This is a genomic window from Streptomyces sp. NPDC002886 (assembly GCF_042888445.1).
Lineage (GTDB): Bacteria > Actinomycetota > Actinomycetes > Streptomycetales > Streptomycetaceae > Streptomyces.
Map to the genome: position 1 here is coordinate 1121190 of NZ_JBIAPV010000004.1, position 16030 is coordinate 1137219.

The window sequence follows — 16030 nt, forward strand, 5'->3', positions numbered from 1 at the left end:
CCCCTCGGCAGGTGTCATGGGCTCATGAAACTGCGCGTCCCTCCACTCCGTCCGCCGGGGTTCTCCGGGCGGCTCCACGACGCCCGGACGGCGACGGCGATCGGCCGTTGGCTGGCCGTGGCGGTCGTATTGTGCTTCGTCACCGGGCTCGTCAGCCACTGCCTCCAGCATCCGCCCGCCTGGCTCGCCGACGACCTGCCCAGCCGCCCCTCGGGGGGCTACCGGCTGACCCAGGGACTCCACGTCGCGAGCGGCATCGCCGCCGTTCCGCTGCTGTTGGCGAAGATGTGGACCGTCTATCCGCGGCTGTTCGAGTGGCCCGCCGTGCGGTCGGTCCGCCACGGACTGGAACGGCTGTCGGCGGCGCTGCTCGTCGCGTCGGCCGTCCTGGAACTGTTCACCGGACTGCTCAACACCGCGCAGTGGTACCCCTGGCCGTTCGATTTCGTCCAGGTGCACTACGCCCTGGGCTGGACGTTCACCGGCGCGCTGGTGCTGCACATCGCCCTCAAAGCACCGGATATCAAGGCACATTGGAGCCGCGGGTCGGCCGGCACGCTCGCGCTGCCGGCCGAGGACGGCCCGAACCGGCGTGCGCTGCTCACCGGAGTCTTCGCCGCGGTCGGCGCCGTCACCCTCACGACGGCCGGCCAGTCCTTCACCCCGCTGGGGCGGTTCGACCTGCTGGCCCCCCGGCACCCCGACCACGGGCCGCAGGGCCTGCCGGTGAACCGTACGGCCGTCGCCGCCGGTGTCGCGGCGGTGTCCGTCGAGGACTGGCGGCTCACGGTGGCCGGGCCCCGTCCGTACGAGCTGACGCTCGACGGGCTCCGGGCGATGAGGCAGTACGAGGCGACGCTGCCGATCGCGTGCGTGGAGGGCTGGAGCAAGTCCGCCGACTGGAGCGGCGTACGCATCCGGGATCTGCTCGACCGGGCGGGGGCTCCCCGCGGAGCCCGGGTGCGGGTGGTCTCCATGGAGCGGGGCGGCGCGTACTCCGTCACGGAGCTGGCCCACACCTACGCCCGTGACGAACTCACCCTGCTCGCGCTGCGGTTGAACGGCCGGGCACTGTCACCGGACCACGGCTTCCCGGCCCGGATCATCGCGCCGAACCGGCCCGGCGTCCTGCAGACCAAGTGGGTCCACCGGCTGGAGGTGCTGTGATCCGCGCGGCTTGCGGCGCCCTCGGCGTCGCTCTCCTCGGCTACGGAGCGGCGCTGCTGCTCCGGGGCGGCCAGTACGTCGACGTGGCGATCTGGCTGGCCGGCGCCGTCGCCGTGCACGACGGACTCGTCGCCCCCCTGGTCCTGGCCCTCGGCCTGCTCCTGACGGGCCTGCGCGCGAGCACGACCGTACGCGGCGCGCTGACCGTGGCCGGCTCCCTGACCGTGGTGGCACTGCCCGTACTCCTGCGCCCCGGTACGCCGAACAACCCGTCCGCCCTCCCGCTGGACTATCCGCGCAACTGGCTGATCGCCCTCGCGGCGGTGGCCGCCACGGCCGCCCTGCTTCACCTCTCCCGGTGGGTGCGGGGCCGCCTCGGCCGATCCAAGACCTTCGGGAACCACCAGGCGGAACACCCGAGGAGGGTCACCAGCGCCGGGGTGAGGAGACCCGGACGACGGTGGCGTCGATGATGACGCCCGCGGCCAGGGCGGTGGCGAACACCTTCACATCGGTGACGGGGATGGCGGCCGGCGCGGTGAAGGCCAGGACTCCGTCCACACGTCGACGACGCGCTGTCCGCCGCGCTCCCAGTCCGCCGGGGCCACGCGTCCGGCACTGGCCACGGAGCGCACGACCGCCTCGCGGCGGGCCGCGCTACCGGGGCCGTCGGCTCCGGGCTTCTGCCGCTTCTCCCGCCAGCGGGTGACGACGAGGAGGGCGTGGTCGATGGCGACGCCCAGGCCGATGAGGGCCACCAGGTACTCGGGGCAGGACGCGAACCGGGCGCTTTCGGCCCGTCAGGACCCCGCGTCCGTACGGACGTCAGCGCTCCGGGGCCCACTGGGCGATGAGCGCTTCGGCCGTGGTGATGGCCGCGACGAGGGAGAGGGAGTTGCGGATCACCTCGGCGGTGCAGGACGCGGGCACCCCGGCGATGGCGTCGGAGGGAACCACGACCTGGTAGCCGAGGTTCACCGCGTCGAAGACGGTGTTCGGGATCGCGATGTTGGAGGAGACCCCGGTGACGACGAGGGTCCGGACACCGAGATTGCGCAGCAGGGCGTCCAGGTCGGTACCGGCCATCGGGGAGAGCCCGTGCAGTCGGCGCACCACGAGGTCCTGCTCCGCGACGGCGATGGGTGCGGCGAGCTCCACGGCCCGGCTGCCGGTCAGCTGCCGCACCGGCAGCTTCCCCGCGGCCCGGAACAGCCGCGCGTTGGTATTGGCCCCCAGCCCGTCCGGCCGCCGCTCGGCGACCGCGTGCAGCACCTGCACCCCGGCCCCGCGCGCGGCCTCGACCAGCGCGGCGACCCGGTCCAGCATGCCGGAGTCCCGCGCCTCCTTGGCCAATTCGGGGAGTGCGCTCTCCTCGCCGACGACACCGTTCTGGCACTCGACGGTGAGCAGTGCGGTGGTGGCGGGATCGAGATCGGGCATGGCTCCCCCTGGCGTGGCGACGGAAGAGCACGCATGATTCCTGACACACAGTCAGATGTGAAGGGGCACGGACCACATGGACAGCACACCCGTGGACGGCACGCTCGTCGACAGCACACCCGCGGACAGGACACAACGGCGGGGCCGCCGCATCATGATGACCGACGAGGAGACGGACACCTTCCTGCGCGAGCAGCGCACCTGCCGGGTGGCCACGGTCTCCCCCGACGGGCGCCCCCACGTGGGCGCGCTCTGGTTCGTCTGGGACGGCACCTCCCTGTGGCTGTACTCCATCACCCGCAGCCGCCGCTGGTCCGACCTCCGCAAGGACCCGCGGATCTCGGTGGTCGTGGACTCCGGCGAGGCCTACGACGAGCTGCGCGGGGTCGAACTGTCCGGCACGGCCGTCTTCGTGGGCGAAGCCCCGCGTACGGGCGAACCCTGCGAGGAACTGGCCGAGCCGGAGCGCCTCTTCCCCGTCAAGAACTTCGGCATCACGGAGATGCCGCACGACGGACGGCACGCCTGGATCCGGCTCACACCGGACTCGATCGTGTCCTGGGACTTCCGCAAGATCTAGGCCGCCCCTTTCGGATCCCGCCGATCAGGCCCGGCCTCCCTCCTCGCCGACCGCCCGGACCTCCCCGGTCCCGGCGGCGGCCGCCCTCCGCAGGGCCTCGACGGCGGCCCGGATCGACGGCCGGCGGTCGGCGTCCGCCCGCCAGACCACGTACACGTGGCGCCGCGTGCTGTCGGACACCGGCAGCAGCCGGACCCCCGGCGGCACGGGCCCGCGCCCCAGCCGGGGGGCCACGCACACACCGAGGCCGGCCTCGACGAAGGCCAGTTGCGTGTGGTGCTCCTCCGCGATGTGCGCGATCCGGGGCTCGATCCCGGTGCCGCGCAGGGTGAAGACGAGCCACTCGTGACAGAACTGCCCCTCGGTCCAGGAGATCCAGTCGTCCTCACCGAACTCGGCCAGCGAGATCCCGGCGCGGCCGGCCAGCGGATGCCCCGCCGGCACCGCGATGTCCATGGAGTCGTCCAGGAGATGGGCCCGCGTGAGCTCAGCCGGTACGGGCATCCGCTTGTTGTGCCAGTCGATGGCGAGGGCCATGTCGAGATCGCCCCGTACCACGGCGGCCATGCTCTCCTCCGGCTCCTGCTCCCGTACCCGGGGCCGCAGTTCGGGGTGCTCGGCCCGCAACCGCGCCAGGACCTGCGGCAGCAGCCCCCGCATGGCTGTGGGGAAGGCGCCGATCCGCAGCTCGCCGACCGCGCACCCGCGCCGGGCCTCGACATCGGCCTGGGCGAGCTCGACCTGCGAGATGATCCGGGCCGCGTGCTCGGCGAGGAGCCGGCCCGCGTCGGTGAGCCGGACCCCGCGCCCGTTCTTGGCCAGCAGCGGCTGCCCGACCTCCCGTTCCAGCTTGGCCATCTGCTGGGAGACGGCGGAGGTGGTGACGTGGAGCCCGTCGGCGGCGCCGCTGACGGAGCCGTGGCGGGCGAGGGCGTCGAGGGTGCGCAGTCGCTCCAGGTTCAACATGTAAGCGATCCTACGACGTCGCCCCCAACAACTTTCGCTTGTCCTACGAGGTCCCCAGGGGCGAAGGTGGCTGTCATGAGCGCCCCCAGCATCCCGGTCCCAGCCGCCACCCCCGCCCCACACCTGCCTGCCGACGCCGCCCCAGCCTCGGCCTCGGCCACCACGCCCCCCGCCCCCACCGCGAAGGCTCCCGCCGGCGGCCGCCTGGACTGGCGCCTGCGCTTCGCGGTCCTCTCGGTGATCTGGGGCTTCAGCTTCCTGCTGATCAAGGTGGGCACGGAGGCCTACGCCCCGTTCCAGGTGGCCCTCGGCCGGGTCTTCTTCGGCGCGCTCGCCCTGCTCACCGTGCTCCTGATCCGCCGCGAGCCGCTCCCCCGGGGCCGGCGCACCTGGGCCCACCTGACGGTGGCGGCGCTGCTGCTCAACACCGCCCCGTTCTCCCTCTTCGCGTACGCGGAACTGAGCATCCCCTCCAGCCTGGCGGGCATCTGCAACGCCACCTCGCCGCTGTGGGGGATGGCGCTCTCCCTGGTCGCCCTCTCCGAGGACCGCCCGACGCGCCGCCGCTTCGCGGGCCTGGGCCTGGGCTTCCTCGGCGTTCTGACCGTCCTCGGCGCCTGGCAGGGCTTCTCGGGCCTCGACGCCAAGGGCACCGCGCTCGCCCTGCTGGCCGCGCTCTGCTACCCGATCGGCTGGATCTACGTACGCCGCACCCTGGCCTCCACGCCGGGCTCCCCGGTGGCCCTGACCGGCGCCCAGCTCCTGGTCTCCACGCTCCAACTCGGTGTGGTCAGCGCCCTGTTCACCTCGGCCCCGACCTCGTTGCCGCTCTGGCCGACCCTGTCGGTGATCGCGCTGGGCGCCCTCGGCACGGGCATGGCCCTGCAGATGCAGTACGGCCTGGTCACGGAGATCGGCCCGACCACCGCGCAGATGGTCACGTACTTCATCCCGGTCATCGCGACGACGGCGGGCGTCCTGCTCCTGGACGAACAGCTCCACTGGAACACCCCGGTGGGCGCGGCCGTCGTCCTGGCCGGCGCGGCCCTCACCCAGACCCGACGCCGCTAGGTCGCCTCTTTCGGATCTTGCCGGTCGGGCCCGCGTCGTCCCGGACGACACGGGCCAGGCAAGATCCGAAAGCGACGGCCTAGTCGAGCCGCCCCCCGGCCGCCGGCCGGACGGCCGAGGCGACCGCCTCCGCCAGCACCGGTACGTCCGCCAGGGACAGCGTCGACATCGTCATCCGCACCGCCGGCCCCGATTCCATCCGGAACCGGGCCCCCGGCGCGACCGCCCAGCCCGCGCCCAGCAGGCGCGTCACCACCGCGGTCTCCTCGGCGACGGGCACCCACACGTTCATCCCGCTCCGCCCCCGCGCGCTCACCCCGCGCCGGGCCAGCGCCGCGACCAGTCCGTCGCGGCGCTCCCCGTAGGACCGTGCGACCGCCGCGTGATCGACCGCTCCGGCCTGCCACAGCTCCACCGCCGTGTACTGCAGCAGCCTGCTCACCCACCCGGGGCCCAGCCGCTGCCGCCCCCGGACCCGGTCGAGCGTGACCCCGTCCCCGGTCAGCACCGCGATCCGCAGGTCCGGCGCGTACGCCTTGGCGGTGGAGCGGATCAGCACCCAGTGACGGGTCACCCCGCCCAGCACGTTCAGCGGCAGGTCCACGATGCCGTGTCCGTGGTCGTCGTCGATGACCAGCACCTCCGGATGCCCGGCCAGCACCGCCCGCAGCGCCGCGGCCCGCTCCGCGCTCACCACCGCCCCGGTCGGGTTCTGCGCCCGGGCCGTCACGAGCAGCGCCCGGACGCCCTGGGCCAGCGCCCGCTCCACCGCGTCGGGCAGCGGCCCGTCGTCGTCCACGGCCACCGGCACCACCCGCAGCCCCAGCGCCGGCACGAGGTCGAGCACGCTCCCCCACCCCGGGTCCTCGACCGCCACCGCGTCCCCGGGGCGCAGGTGCGCGGCCAGCACCCGCTCGATGCCGTCCAGCGCGCCCGAGACCACCGCCAGTTCCCCGGCCGGCACCCCGTCCGCGTCGAAGGCGGCCCTGGCGAGCCGGGCCAGCTCCGGAGCGACCGGATCCTGGCCGTAGAGCGTCGGCTCGGCGGCGTACCGGCGTGCCGCGCCCGCCAGCGCGTCCCCCAGCGCGGGCAGCAGCCGCACGTCCGGGTTGCCGGAGGCGATGTCGCGCACCCCCTCCGGGACGTCCATCCGCAGCTGGTCGCGCGGCGCGGTCGCCGGGCGGGACCGCACCCGGCTGCCGCGGCGCCCGTCCGTCTCGATGACCCCGCGTTCGCGCAGCGTCCGGTACGCGGCGGCCACGGTGTTGGGGTTCACCCCCAGCACACCGGCGAGCTCCCGCATCGGCGGCAACAGCGCTCCCGGCGCGAGCGCGCCCGAGGCGACGCCCGCTTCCACACTCGCGGCGATTTCCGATGCGCGCCGCCCGATGATCAGATACTCTCCTAGCACAAAGCACAGTATGCACTAATACAACGGAGTCCGCATCATGAGCGTCACGCCCGCCCCCGAGACCACGGCAGAACAGCCCACTGCTCCGGCTGCGGCAGCGCCGACCGAAGCGGCCGGCACCTACGAGCCCAGCGGCCGGACCGTCCCGAGCCGGTACCGCGACCGCGCGCACTACGACCACGAGACGGTGCACTCGATACTGGACGCGGCCTACCTCTGCCACCTCGGCTTCGTCCGCGACGGCGCGCCGGTGGTCCTGCCGACCCTCTTCGGCCGGGTCGGCCAGACCCTCTACGTACACGGTTCCACGGGCTCGCGCCCGCTCCTCGCGGCCGGCACGGCCGACCCGGGGCTGCCGGTCTGCCTCACCGTGACGCACCTCGACGGCCTGGTCCTGGCCCGCTCCGCCTTCAACCACTCGCTCAACTACCGCTCGGTGGTCGTCCACGGAACGGCCCACCAGGTGACCGACCCCGAGGAGCGCCGGATCGCCCTCGACGCCCTCGTCGACCAGGTCGTCCCGGGCCGCTCGGCCGACTCCCGGCCGGCGAACGCCAAGGAGCTCGCGGCCACCGCCGTGATCCGCCTGGACCTGAACGAGGTGTCCGCCAAGGTCCGCAGCGGCGGCCCGGGCGACGACGCCGAGGACCTCGACCTGCCGTTCTGGTCGGGCGTGGTCCCGGTCGCGCCGGCGTACGGGACCCCGATCCCCGCCGCCGACCTCGCCGCGGGCATCCCCGTCCCGGCCTACGTCACCGCGCTCTGACGACCGCCTCGGCGGCGAGGGCGGGCCGGACCTCGTCCGGCCCGCCCTCATCCGCGTCCGCGGGACGCCGGGACTCGGCGGCGATCAGCGCCCCCACCGCGGTCAGCAGGAGTACGGTGCCCAGCGCCACCGCGCCGGTCAGCCGCTCCCCGAGCACCAGGACGGCGATCGCCGCCGCTCCGACGGGCTCGATCAGCATGATCACGGACACCGTCGCGGCCCGCACGGCGGCGGCCCCGCTGAAGTAGAGCGCGTAGGCCAGCGCGGTCGGCACCGTGGCCATGTAGGCGAGCAGCCAGAGCACCCGGACGGGCTCCGCGGTATGCGGCATCAGCCCTTCCACCAGGGCGAACGGCAGCAGGCACACCGTGCCCACCCCGACGGACCAGACGGTGGTGACCAGCGGGTCCCCGCCGGTCCCGCGCCGTCCGAGCAGCCTGGCCCGCAGGGTCATGGCCCCGTAGCCGGCGGCCGACAGCAGCGCCCAGCCGACGCCGAGCGGCCGCACCTCGCCGCCCCCGCCGCCCAGGACGAGCACGGCGAGCCCGGCCAGGGCCCCGCCGACCGCGACGGTCCCGCCCCGGCCGAGCCGCTCCCCCATCCAGTACCGGGCCCCGAGCGCGATGAGCACGGGCCCGGATCCGAGGGTGACCACGGTGGCCACGGCGAGGCCGGTCTCGCGCACGGCGGCGAAGTACGCGGACTGGAAGAGGGTGAACATGAGCCCGGTCCCGATGAGCGACCCCACCGAGGCCCTGGCCCGGACGGTGCCCGCCCCGACGGCGCCGCCGCGCGGGCGTCGGCGTACGGCGAGTACCGCGAGCAGCACCGCCAGCCCGCCCGCGCACCGCCAGAACGACAGGGCGAGCGGGCCGAGGTCACTGGCGAGGTAGAGCAGCGAGGCCGCCGCCCCCGCCGTGCCCCAGGCGGTTCCGGCGATGACGAGGTAGAGCAGGCTGCGCCCGGTGGCGGGCGTTTGGTCCGACTGGATCGACACGAGAGGTCTCCGCGCGTGCGTGAAGGATGAAAGGAACGGGTCATCGCTTCGCGGGCAGCGCGAATCGGCCCGGGACACGGCCCGGGCCGGGTTCTCCTGCGTGGTGGCAGCCGCCCGCGCTAGGCGGCGGGAGGCGGAAGCACGGTCGTCGGCATGATCGCGAGCCTAGACCTTGCTCGGATCGCGGTCCAGAGCGGCCACCGGCTCCGCGACCCCGGGCGCGGGCGCGCTCTGCCGGGAGGTCTGCGCGATGAAGGCCCCGCCCAGCACCAGCCCGCCGCCGATGATCTGCCAGGTCGAGAGGTGCTCGCCGAGGAGCACCCAGGCCAGTACGGTCGCCACGACCGCTTCCAGGCAGGCCACGACGCCGGCGACCTGCGGGGACAGCTTGCGCACGGAGACCACGCCGGTCAGGTACGCGAACACGGTCGCGATCAGCACCACCCAGCCGAGCAGGACGCCAGCGGGCACCATCAGGTCCCCCAGCGCCGCGTCGCCGCCCAGCACCTGCCAGTCGATCCGCCAGGGGCGGGCGATCACGGTCATCACGAGGGTGCCGACGATCATGCCGTACGCGATCATGCCCATCGGGTCGGGCACGTCGTCGCCGTCGCTGCCCTGGTCGGCGAAGACGAAGTAGAAGGCCTGGCAGCAGGCGGCCGCGAGGCCGAGCAGCACGCCGAGCAGGTCCAGGCTCAGCCCGGCCCAGATCTGCACCACGCAGGCGAGACCCACGACGGCCACGGCGGCGCCGGCCGCGGCGGCCCGGGTCACGGGCCTGCGCTGCACGAAGCGGATGTAGCCGAGCAGCAGCGCGGGGCCGAGGTACTCCAGCAGCAGCGCCACACCGACCGGGATCCGGGACAGCGAGGCGAAGTAGAAGGCCTGGACCCCGGCCACGGCGACGATCCCGAAGCCCGCGAGCAGCAGGGGTTTGCGGCGTACGAGATCGCGATGGCGCCAGGCCAGCGGGGACAGCACGAGGGCCGCCCCGGCCACCCTGAGCCAGACCATGTGGAGCGGGTCCAGACCCGCCTCGATCAGCGGCTTCGCCGCCACTCCCGAACCACCGAACGCGATCGCCGAAATGAGGGCGAGGCCCAGTCCGGCGTGTCTCCCTGACGCTTGCATTCGGACATCATGGCAGGCCCGGTCAGGACCGACGAGGCCGTGACACCTGTTGAGACGCTCCCGAGACCGGCCCGATACCGGTGGGGTCCGCACTCGCCCCGCCACCCAATATCTGACAGGTCGTCAGTCTTGAATGTTGCGCCCCCCGGGACTACCTTCCGCCGCACGTACCTGACGAGAAGGGGTGGTCGCATGGCTGAAGTCACCGCGGAATCACGCATCGAGGCGTCCGCCGCGAAGCTCTGGTCCCAGCTGACCGACTGGGACGCTTACGGCCAGTGGAGCATGACCCACACCAACTTCCCGAAGGGCGGCCCCGAGACCCTCGCGATCGGGTCCACCTTCTCCGAGAACATGAAGATGATGGGCTTCCCCGCCGAGGTCCTCTGGACGATCTCGGAGCTGGAGGACGGACACGTCTTCGCGCTGACCGGCAAGGGCCCCATGGGCGTGGCCATCCTGACCCGCTACACCCTGGTCCCGGACGGCGGGGCCACCACCGTCCGCATCGACGGCGAGTTCACCGGCGCCGCGGTCTCCCTGATGGCGGGCAAGCTCAAGGACTCGGCCACCGCCGCCCTCAACGAGTCGCTCCGCAAGCTCTCCGGCCTGGTCGCCTGACCACGCCCCACCCCACCCCCACCCGAACGAGCAGGTCCGTACACACACGGATACGACGGCGCGCCCCGCGAGAGGTCTCTCGCGGGGCGCGCCGTCATACCGGAGGATCCGTCCGGCCCACTCGCACTCAGTGCTCGTCGGCCAGGATCAGGTAGAGCTTCTTGCGGGTGTCGTTGATGACGGCAAGGGCCTTCTCCCTCTGTGCGGGGGTGCCGGTCTTGAAGACCTGGCCGAAGGCCTCCATCAGGCCGAATCCGGCCGTCCGGACCTCGTTCATCGCCTCGAAGTCGAAGCCCCGGCCGGCCTCCGCCCAGGGGGCGTCCGGGCCGGACTCGGCCTCGGTGCGGCCGGCGTCGGTGAGCGTGAACAGCTTCTTGCCGCCCTCGCTCTCGCTGGTGATGAGGCCCTCGTCCTCCAGGAGCTGCAGGGTCGGGTAGACCGACCCCGGGCTGGGCTTCCACGCCCCGCCGCTGCGCTCGCCGATCTCCTGGATCATCTCGTAGCCGTGCATCGGCCGGTCGGTGAGCAGCGCCAGGATGGAGGCGCGCACATCCCCCCGCCGGGCCCGGCCGCGCGGTCCGCCGCGCCCGCCCCGCCCGCCGAAGGGCCCGCCGCCGAAGGGCGGCCCGAACGGCCCGAAGGCGGCACGCCGCCCCTGGAACTCCTCCCGGCGGTCCGGCCCGCAGTGGCCGTGACCCCTTCCGTGCTCATGTCCGTGGTCGTGTCCGTGCTGTCCGTGTGAACGCATGACTGCGCTCCTTTCCTCATTCGGTGATTCGTTGTCGCTAGTGCGATGTCTCTACTATCGCTGACCCATCGCGATGCGTCAACGATATATCGGAAACTTCCTCAGTGAACAGCCTTCCACGCCCAGGCCCACGCCACCCATAGGCTGCTGACCTGGCAGAATGCCCACATGGACATCGGATTCTTTGACGCCGTACCAACCGTCAACGTCCGCATCTGGCGTTCCGACGCCATCGTGCTGTTCGACTGGCTGACGACCACCGACCTGAACACCGTGCCCATCACGCACCCGGCCCAGAAGCAGGCGCTCGCGGACCTGCTGGCCCGCCTGGAGGAGACGGGCGACCTGATGGAGGCCACCGAGGACGAGATCGGCGCCGCGCAGGGCGAGGTGGCCGCGAACATGGGCCGGTAACCAGTCCAGTCATCCCGGATTGGCCTTTGCGGGCGGCTCCGCCGCGTCCCTACGGTCGGTGACATGCGCATCCGAATCGTCGACGCCTTCTCCGACCGCCCCTTCGGCGGCAACCCCGCCGGGGTCCTGCTCCTCGAAGGCGCGGACGGGTTCCCCCCGGACACCTGGCTCCAGCAGGTCGCCTCCGAGGTCAACCTCTCCGAGACCGCCTTCGCCCATCCGCTCCCGCCGGGCGGCGAGGCGGACTGGGCGCTGCGCTGGTTCACCCCGGCCGCCGAGGTCGACATGTGCGGCCACGCCACGCTGGCCACCGCCCACGTCCTGGCCACGAACGGCCTCGCGACCGGGACGGTCCGCTTCTCGGCGCGCTGCGGGATCCTGACGGTCACGGCCGCCGGGGACGGGACCCTGACCATGGACTTCCCGACCTCCTCCCTGACCGAGGTCGAGCCGGACGCCGCAGTGGAGCGCGCGCTGGGCGCCCCGTCCAAGTCGGTCCACGACACGTCCGAGCACATCGGGGACCTCGTGGTGGAGCTGGCCGACGAGCGGACCGTACGCGAGCTCACGCCGGACCACGCCGCCCTGCGCGGCTACTCCCGGCGCGGCATCATCGTGACCGCGCCGGCCGAGGACCCCTCCCGCGGCTACGACTTCGTCTCGCGCGGCTTCTTCCCCGCGCTCGGCATCGACGAGGACCCGGTCACCGGCAGCACCCACACCGCACTGGCCCCGTTCTGGGCGCGGCGCCTCGGCCGCACGGAGCTCGTCGGCCTCCAGGGCGGAGCCCGCACCGGCCTCGTCCGGGTCCGGCTGCTGGGCGACCGTACGCTGCTGATCGGGCGCGCGGTCACGGTCATCGACGGCGAGCTGCTCACCGCACCCTGAGCGGGCGGGCCCTTCCCCGGCCTACGGAACGAGGCCTACGGGGTGGGGCCTACGTGATGGGCCCTACGGGGTGGGCAGCCAGCCCACCTTGCCCGCCAGCAGGGCGTACCCGCCGAAGGCCACGATGTCGAGCAGCGCGTGCGCGACGACCAGCGGACCCACTCGGCCCCAGCGCCGGTAGGCAAGGACGAAGACGACGCCCATCACCATGTTCCCGATGAACCCGCCGATGCCCTGGTAGAGGTGGTACGAGCCGCGCAGCACGGAGCTCGCCATCAGCGCGGCCATCGGCGACCAGCCGAGCTGCCCGAGCCTGCGCAGCAGGTAGGCCAGCACGATGACCTCCTCCACCACGGAGTTCTGCACCGCGGAGAGGATCAGCACGGGGAACTTCCACCAGACATCGGGCAGCGCCTCCGGCACCACCGTGAGGTTGAAGCCGGCCGCCCGGGACCCCAGGTAGAAGGCCAGCCCGGCGCTGCCGATGCAGGCGGCGACGAGCGCGCCGCGGCCCAGGTCCCACCAGGGCCGGGTCCGGTCGAAGCCCAGCACCTTCAGTCCGGGCGCGCCCTCACGGGTCAGCAGGTGCGCGACGAGCAGGACGGGGACGAGTGCGCTCGCGATGTCGAACAGCTGCCAGGCCAGGTCCAGCCAGGGCCGGCCGGGGGCGTACGAGCCGTTGAGCGTGGCGGCCTGGTCCTTGAGCCCGCCGGGCTTGGTCAGCGAGCCGATGAAGCTGATCAGCGCCGAGACGCCGCTCGCGCCCAGGGACAGCGCGAGCACGAGCAGCGTCTCGGAGCGCAGCATCCCGCGCCCGCCAGGGCCCTCTTCGAGCTCCCCGACCACCGGTTCCGGCACCGTCCGCACGCCCGTCTCCCGTCCCGCACCCGCTGCGACGTCTCGCGGGGCGTCCCGCCCCGATGACCCCATACTGCCTCCTCCAGGGGGCGATCGGATCATCGGGCGGGACCGGACGGCCCCCGCGATCGGTCCGCGGACGCCGGTCAGGACGCCGGTCCCGCCGCCGGTCAGGACCGGCGGTGGGATGCCGGTCAGGCCGTGGGCCCACCCCCCAGACCCGCCGGCCAGGTGTGCACGGGATCGCCCCGGTGACTCAGCTCGCTGTACCGGCGCGTGGTCGCCGCGAGCGCCGCGTCCCGCTCCAGCCCGCCCGCCAGCGCCCGGTGGTACGTGTCCACCTGCCAGGTGGCGCCGTTCACCCGGCGCCGGCACCGCTCCTCGATGATGCCGAGGTAGTGGTCCCGGTCGGCGGGCTCGATCCCCCACGCGTCCAGTCCGGCGGCCGCCATCGGCAGCAGCTCCTCCAGCACCAGCCGGACCGCGGGCACGCTCGCCAGCCCCCCGCCCCGGCCCCGGCGCGGCCAGCGCAGCCGGGCGTCGATGCCGTAGCGGCAGGCCGCGTCGAAATTGGCCTCCGCCTCCGCGAAGGGCAACCGGCTCCACACCGGGCGCTGCTCGTCCGCGAGGGTCCGTACCAGCCCGTAGTAGAAGGCCGCGTTGGCGACGACGTCGGCCACCGTCGGACCGGCGGGCAGCACGCGGTTCTCCACGCGCAGGTGCGGCACCCCGTCGGCGACCCCGTAGACGGGGCGGTTCCAGCGGTAGACGGTGCCGTTGTGCAGCACCAGCTCCTGCAGGCTCGGCACCCCGCCCTCGGCGAGCACCCGCAGCGGCTCCTCCTCGTCGCAGATCGGCAGCAGGGCCGGGAAGTAGCGGACGTTCTCGGCGAAGAGCTCGTACGCCGAGTCCACCCAGCGCTCGCCGAACCAGGTGCGCGGCCGCACCCCCTGCGCCTGGAGCTCGGGCGGCCGGGTGTCGGTGGCCTGCTGGAAGAGCGGCGGCCGCGACTCCCTCCACAGCTCCCGCCCGAACAGGAAGGGCGAGTTGGCGCCCACGGCTATCTGTACGGCCGCCACCGCCTGGGCCGCGTTCCACACGTCCGAGAACCGCGCCGGAGTCACCTGCAGGTGCAGTTGTACGGAGGTGCAGGCGGCCTCCGGCACGATCGACCCGGAGGTCCACGTCAGCCGCTCGACCCCGTCGATGTCGAGCACGAAGTCCTCGCCCCGCATCATCAGGATCTGCTCGTTGAGCAGGGAGTAGCGGTCCACCGCCGAGAGGTTGGCGGTGACCAGGTCGGTGCGGGAGATCGTCGGCAGAATTCCGATCATGACCACCCCGGCGCCGACCTCCTGAGCCTGCCGGTGGGCATAGCCGAGACCCGCGCTCAGTTCTTCGGCGAGCTGGTCGAATACCCGGCCTCCGAGCCGGTGGGGAAGGACGTTCACCTCCAGGTTGAACATTCCCAGTTCGGTCTGGAAATCGTTGCTCGCAATACGCTCAAGGACCTGGGCATTCACCATTCTCGGCAACCCGTCGGCACCCGCCAGATTCAACTCGATCTCCAGCCCCATCATGTTCTTGGGGCGATCGAACCTCTTCTCCTCCAGAAGTCGCTCCAGCACCTCCAGGCACTCGTGAAGCTTCCTCCGGTACCGTTGCCGATCGGACAGGTCGAATCCGCCCGCCACGACCTTCTCCCCCATCGGAGCGTCCCTCCTCGACTGGGCCCGGCCGGCGTCGAATGATCCGCCACCCGGGCGCGCGTTACGGTCGATGATGCCCCGGCGGCATGATCGATAACGCGGAGGGGGCGTGACTGGCGGGGAGCGCGCGCCGGTTTGGCCGACAGGCGCTTTGGCACATTCACCTGGCAAGCATCCGTACGCAAATACAGCGTAGAACTTGCCGGTTATCGATAACCGACGCTTTTCAGCCGAGCCCTCATCCGGTAGCCTCCGAGGTCAGCGCGGAATTTTTGCGCGCACCCGGCATGAATGCCACGTCAGCGGGACCGGTAAGCGCCTTGTCGGCAATAGGCGGGACAGCTAGCCGAAACACTGAGTGAACACATGTCAGATAAACTCCGCAAGCGAGGCAGAGAGTTGGCGCGCGGCCATTGCCCCTCAGCCCCCCTCTGACCCCAGAATGCGACAGCGCCGTCCGCACCCCGCACCCGCCCCGTTCCACAGGTCTCCCTAGCGAGAGGCGACCCACCATGCCGCTGCACGTCCCTCCGGCTCCCGCGCCCGCCCTGCGCAGCGTCCTCGCGGCCCTCGGTTCCCCCACCGCCGTCCACGAGGCGCACACCCCGGCCCTGCGCGCCCTGCAGGGCCCGACGACCGCCGAACTGCCTTTGCCCGTCCACGTCCTGGACCGGCTGCACATCTCCGGACTGACCGCAGGCGGCAGGCCGCCGCGCACCCGCCTGACGGGCTGGCGGTTCCTGATCCGCAGCGGGGACCGCTACGTCGCCGCGGCCGACACCCGGCTGACACCGGACGGGTGGGCCTTCTCCCACTTCTTCGAGGGCCCCTACGTCGCCGCCACCGAACGCGCGCTGCGCCAGGCCGAATCGCTCGGCAAGAACTACCAGCCCCGCCTGCTGTCCGTACCGGAGCTGTACATGCTGACCCTGTGGCTGCACGGATCGGTGGGCGCCGACGCCTCCGCCGGCCTGCCGGCCGCCGCCGACCTCCTGGTCCCGCTGGCACCGGCCCCACCCGGCATCGCCGCCTACCGCCCGCACCCCGTGTCCGAACTGCTGCCCGTACTGACCCACAGGCTCACGCCGACGGCCCCTCCGGTACCGCCGTCCATGGCCGCGCCGGCCGCCTGACCCGGCTCCTGGCCGGTTCTGCCCATTCGGCCTAGCCCACTCGGGCCCCCCGTGAACCATCCGAAATGACAGGGGAGTTGACCTGAACCGCCCGCACGGGTGATGCGTCATCAATCTATGAGGACAGCTG

Annotated in this window: 18 protein-coding genes; 9 read left to right on the forward strand and 9 right to left on the reverse strand. The window is 72.7% G+C overall.

Going from position 1 to position 16030, the window contains the following annotated elements; all coding sequences use genetic code 11:
* Positions 1-24: 24 nt before the first annotated feature.
* Both ACFYYB_RS23330 and ACFYYB_RS23335 read left to right on the forward strand, forming a co-directional pair.
* The gene (locus ACFYYB_RS23330) at positions 25-1167 is read left to right on the forward strand and encodes a molybdopterin-dependent oxidoreductase (protein WP_389437177.1); all 1143 of its coding nucleotides are present in this window, start codon (positions 25-27) and stop codon (positions 1165-1167) included.
* Positions 1164-1640: a hypothetical protein gene (locus ACFYYB_RS23335; RefSeq protein ID WP_389437178.1), complete on the forward strand. Its 477-nt coding sequence runs from the start codon at positions 1164-1166 to the stop codon at positions 1638-1640. Before ACFYYB_RS23330 ends, ACFYYB_RS23335 begins: the two co-directional genes overlap by 4 nt.
* Before the next feature lie 33 nt (positions 1641-1673).
* Here the strand turns inward: ACFYYB_RS23335 and ACFYYB_RS23340 are convergent, their stop codons facing one another.
* Both ACFYYB_RS23340 and ACFYYB_RS23345 read right to left on the reverse strand, forming a co-directional pair.
* Positions 1674-1925, reverse strand: coding sequence for a hypothetical protein (locus ACFYYB_RS23340; protein ID WP_389437179.1), 252 nt, complete (start codon positions 1923-1925; stop codon positions 1674-1676).
* Positions 1926-1992: 67 nt separating this feature from the next.
* Positions 1993-2607, reverse strand: a complete 615-nt coding sequence (locus ACFYYB_RS23345; RefSeq protein ID WP_389437180.1) for a cysteine hydrolase — start codon at positions 2605-2607, stop codon at positions 1993-1995.
* A gap of 76 nt (positions 2608-2683) precedes the next feature.
* On the opposite strand from ACFYYB_RS23345, the gene ACFYYB_RS23350 reads away from it, so the two are divergent.
* Positions 2684-3187: a pyridoxamine 5'-phosphate oxidase family protein gene (locus ACFYYB_RS23350; protein ID WP_389437181.1), complete on the forward strand. Its 504-nt coding sequence runs from the start codon at positions 2684-2686 to the stop codon at positions 3185-3187.
* Between the two features lie 24 nt (positions 3188-3211).
* Here the strand turns inward: ACFYYB_RS23350 and ACFYYB_RS23355 are convergent, their stop codons facing one another.
* Entirely contained in the window at positions 3212-4153 is a 942-nt protein-coding gene (locus tag ACFYYB_RS23355) for a LysR substrate-binding domain-containing protein (RefSeq protein ID WP_389437182.1), read from the reverse strand.
* A 75-nt stretch (positions 4154-4228) separates the two neighbouring features.
* On the opposite strand from ACFYYB_RS23355, the gene ACFYYB_RS23360 reads away from it, so the two are divergent.
* Positions 4229-5224 (forward strand): DMT family transporter, encoded by a 996-nt coding sequence (locus ACFYYB_RS23360; protein WP_389437183.1) that lies wholly within the window; start codon positions 4229-4231, stop codon positions 5222-5224.
* A 79-nt stretch (positions 5225-5303) separates the two neighbouring features.
* On the opposite strand, the gene ACFYYB_RS23365 is transcribed toward ACFYYB_RS23360, so the two are convergent.
* Entirely contained in the window at positions 5304-6635 is a 1332-nt protein-coding gene (locus tag ACFYYB_RS23365) for an aminotransferase class I/II-fold pyridoxal phosphate-dependent enzyme (protein ID WP_389437184.1), read from the reverse strand.
* A 37-nt stretch (positions 6636-6672) separates the two neighbouring features.
* Between ACFYYB_RS23365 and ACFYYB_RS23370 the strand changes: the two genes are divergently transcribed.
* Positions 6673-7401 carry a pyridoxamine 5'-phosphate oxidase family protein gene (locus ACFYYB_RS23370; RefSeq protein ID WP_389437185.1) on the forward strand — a complete coding sequence of 243 codons (729 nt, stop codon included), beginning with the start codon at positions 6673-6675 and terminating at the stop codon, positions 7399-7401.
* Here the strand turns inward: ACFYYB_RS23370 and ACFYYB_RS23375 are convergent.
* Both ACFYYB_RS23375 and ACFYYB_RS23380 read right to left on the reverse strand, forming a co-directional pair.
* Positions 7388-8398: a DMT family transporter gene (locus ACFYYB_RS23375; RefSeq protein ID WP_389437186.1), complete on the reverse strand. Its 1011-nt coding sequence runs from the start codon at positions 8396-8398 to the stop codon at positions 7388-7390. The two genes, ACFYYB_RS23370 and ACFYYB_RS23375, sit on opposite strands and share 14 nt — an antisense overlap.
* Positions 8399-8563: 165 nt before the next feature.
* The gene (locus tag ACFYYB_RS23380) at positions 8564-9529 is read right to left on the reverse strand and encodes a DMT family transporter (RefSeq protein ID WP_389437187.1); all 966 of its coding nucleotides are present in this window, start codon (positions 9527-9529) and stop codon (positions 8564-8566) included.
* A gap of 192 nt (positions 9530-9721) precedes the next feature.
* Here ACFYYB_RS23380 and ACFYYB_RS23385 point away from each other — a divergent pair, with 192 nt between their 5' ends.
* Complete coding sequence (locus ACFYYB_RS23385) at positions 9722-10150, forward strand: SRPBCC family protein (protein ID WP_327307851.1); 429 nt, start codon at positions 9722-9724, stop codon at positions 10148-10150.
* A 127-nt stretch (positions 10151-10277) separates the two neighbouring features.
* Here ACFYYB_RS23385 and ACFYYB_RS23390 read toward each other — a convergent pair whose 3' ends face one another.
* Positions 10278-10898 carry a PadR family transcriptional regulator gene (locus ACFYYB_RS23390; RefSeq protein ID WP_389437188.1) on the reverse strand — a complete coding sequence of 207 codons (621 nt, stop codon included), beginning with the start codon at positions 10896-10898 and terminating at the stop codon, positions 10278-10280.
* 168 nt (positions 10899-11066) lie between these two features.
* Here ACFYYB_RS23390 and ACFYYB_RS23395 point away from each other — a divergent pair, with 168 nt between their 5' ends.
* Together ACFYYB_RS23395 and ACFYYB_RS23400 are read left to right on the forward strand one after the other, a co-directional pair.
* Positions 11067-11312 carry a hypothetical protein gene (locus ACFYYB_RS23395; RefSeq protein ID WP_389437189.1) on the forward strand — a complete coding sequence of 82 codons (246 nt, stop codon included), beginning with the start codon at positions 11067-11069 and terminating at the stop codon, positions 11310-11312.
* A 63-nt stretch (positions 11313-11375) separates the two neighbouring features.
* On the forward strand, positions 11376-12200 hold the full coding sequence (locus ACFYYB_RS23400) for a PhzF family phenazine biosynthesis protein (RefSeq protein WP_389437190.1): 825 nt from the start codon (positions 11376-11378) through the stop codon (positions 12198-12200).
* A 63-nt stretch (positions 12201-12263) separates the two neighbouring features.
* Here ACFYYB_RS23400 and ACFYYB_RS23405 read toward each other — a convergent pair whose 3' ends face one another.
* Both ACFYYB_RS23405 and ACFYYB_RS23410 read right to left on the reverse strand, forming a co-directional pair.
* A complete protein-coding gene (locus ACFYYB_RS23405) occupies positions 12264-13007 on the reverse strand; it encodes a CPBP family intramembrane glutamic endopeptidase (protein WP_389437248.1) in 744 nt (247 codons plus the stop codon).
* Between the two features lie 245 nt (positions 13008-13252).
* Positions 13253-14767 carry a glutamate-cysteine ligase family protein gene (locus ACFYYB_RS23410; RefSeq protein ID WP_389437191.1) on the reverse strand — a complete coding sequence of 505 codons (1515 nt, stop codon included), beginning with the start codon at positions 14765-14767 and terminating at the stop codon, positions 13253-13255.
* A 512-nt stretch (positions 14768-15279) separates the two neighbouring features.
* On the opposite strand from ACFYYB_RS23410, the gene ACFYYB_RS23415 reads away from it, so the two are divergent.
* Positions 15280-15900 (forward strand): hypothetical protein, encoded by a 621-nt coding sequence (locus ACFYYB_RS23415; RefSeq protein WP_389437192.1) that lies wholly within the window; start codon positions 15280-15282, stop codon positions 15898-15900.
* Positions 15901-16030 lie beyond the last annotated feature (130 nt).

What these genes read in the sequence shown, in the direction of transcription:
- ACFYYB_RS23385 (WP_327307851.1), top strand. Translation starts at nt 9,722, where the DNA reads ATGGCTGAAGTCACCGCGGAATCACGCATCGAGGCGTCCGCCGCGAAG.
- ACFYYB_RS23410 (WP_389437191.1), bottom strand. Translation starts at nt 14,767, where the DNA reads ATGGGGGAGAAGGTCGTGGCGGGCGGATTCGACCTGTCCGATCGGCAA.
- ACFYYB_RS23370 (WP_389437185.1), top strand. Translation starts at nt 6,673, where the DNA reads ATGAGCGTCACGCCCGCCCCCGAGACCACGGCAGAACAGCCCACTGCT.
- ACFYYB_RS23355 (WP_389437182.1), bottom strand. Translation starts at nt 4,153, where the DNA reads ATGTTGAACCTGGAGCGACTGCGCACCCTCGACGCCCTCGCCCGCCAC.
- ACFYYB_RS23380 (WP_389437187.1), bottom strand. Translation starts at nt 9,529, where the DNA reads ATGCAAGCGTCAGGGAGACACGCCGGACTGGGCCTCGCCCTCATTTCG.
- ACFYYB_RS23350 (WP_389437181.1), top strand. Translation starts at nt 2,684, where the DNA reads ATGGACAGCACACCCGTGGACGGCACGCTCGTCGACAGCACACCCGCG.
- ACFYYB_RS23390 (WP_389437188.1), bottom strand. Translation starts at nt 10,898, where the DNA reads ATGCGTTCACACGGACAGCACGGACACGACCACGGACATGAGCACGGA.
- ACFYYB_RS23400 (WP_389437190.1), top strand. Translation starts at nt 11,376, where the DNA reads ATGCGCATCCGAATCGTCGACGCCTTCTCCGACCGCCCCTTCGGCGGC.
- ACFYYB_RS23345 (WP_389437180.1), bottom strand. Translation starts at nt 2,607, where the DNA reads ATGCCCGATCTCGATCCCGCCACCACCGCACTGCTCACCGTCGAGTGC.
- ACFYYB_RS23405 (WP_389437248.1), bottom strand. Translation starts at nt 13,007, where the DNA reads ATGCTGCGCTCCGAGACGCTGCTCGTGCTCGCGCTGTCCCTGGGCGCG.
- ACFYYB_RS23360 (WP_389437183.1), top strand. Translation starts at nt 4,229, where the DNA reads ATGAGCGCCCCCAGCATCCCGGTCCCAGCCGCCACCCCCGCCCCACAC.
- ACFYYB_RS23330 (WP_389437177.1), top strand. Translation starts at nt 25, where the DNA reads ATGAAACTGCGCGTCCCTCCACTCCGTCCGCCGGGGTTCTCCGGGCGG.
- ACFYYB_RS23415 (WP_389437192.1), top strand. Translation starts at nt 15,280, where the DNA reads ATGCCGCTGCACGTCCCTCCGGCTCCCGCGCCCGCCCTGCGCAGCGTC.
- ACFYYB_RS23395 (WP_389437189.1), top strand. Translation starts at nt 11,067, where the DNA reads ATGGACATCGGATTCTTTGACGCCGTACCAACCGTCAACGTCCGCATC.